This is a genomic window from Shewanella sp. DNRA4 (genome assembly GCF_012843185.1).
GTDB classification, from domain to species: domain Bacteria; phylum Pseudomonadota; class Gammaproteobacteria; order Enterobacterales; family Shewanellaceae; genus Shewanella; species Shewanella xiamenensis.
In genome coordinates this window covers 1-235 of record NZ_JABAIP010000059.1, presented here as the reverse complement: position 1 = coordinate 235, position 235 = coordinate 1, and the positions used below count along the sequence as shown (strand labels likewise).

Below are 235 nucleotides of genomic sequence, written 5' to 3'. Positions count from 1 at the left end.
TCCGGCACCGGGCAGGCGTCACACCGTATACTTCCTCTTGCGAGTTTGCACAGTGCTGTGTTTTTGATAAACAGTTGCAGCCACCTGGTATCTGCGACTCCCGTCAGCTTAGAGAGCAAGTCTCATCACCAACAGGAGCGTACCTTCTCCCGAAGTTACGGTACCATTTTGCCTAGTTCCTTCAGCCGAGTTCTCTCAAGCGCCTTGGTATTCTCTACCCGACCACCTGTGTCGG

1 rRNA gene is annotated in these 235 nt (G+C 53.6%); it reads right to left on the bottom strand.

From position 1 onward, the window contains the following. Window positions 1-235: ribosomal RNA gene (locus tag HG547_RS20980) — 23S ribosomal RNA — on the bottom strand; the annotation flags it as partial.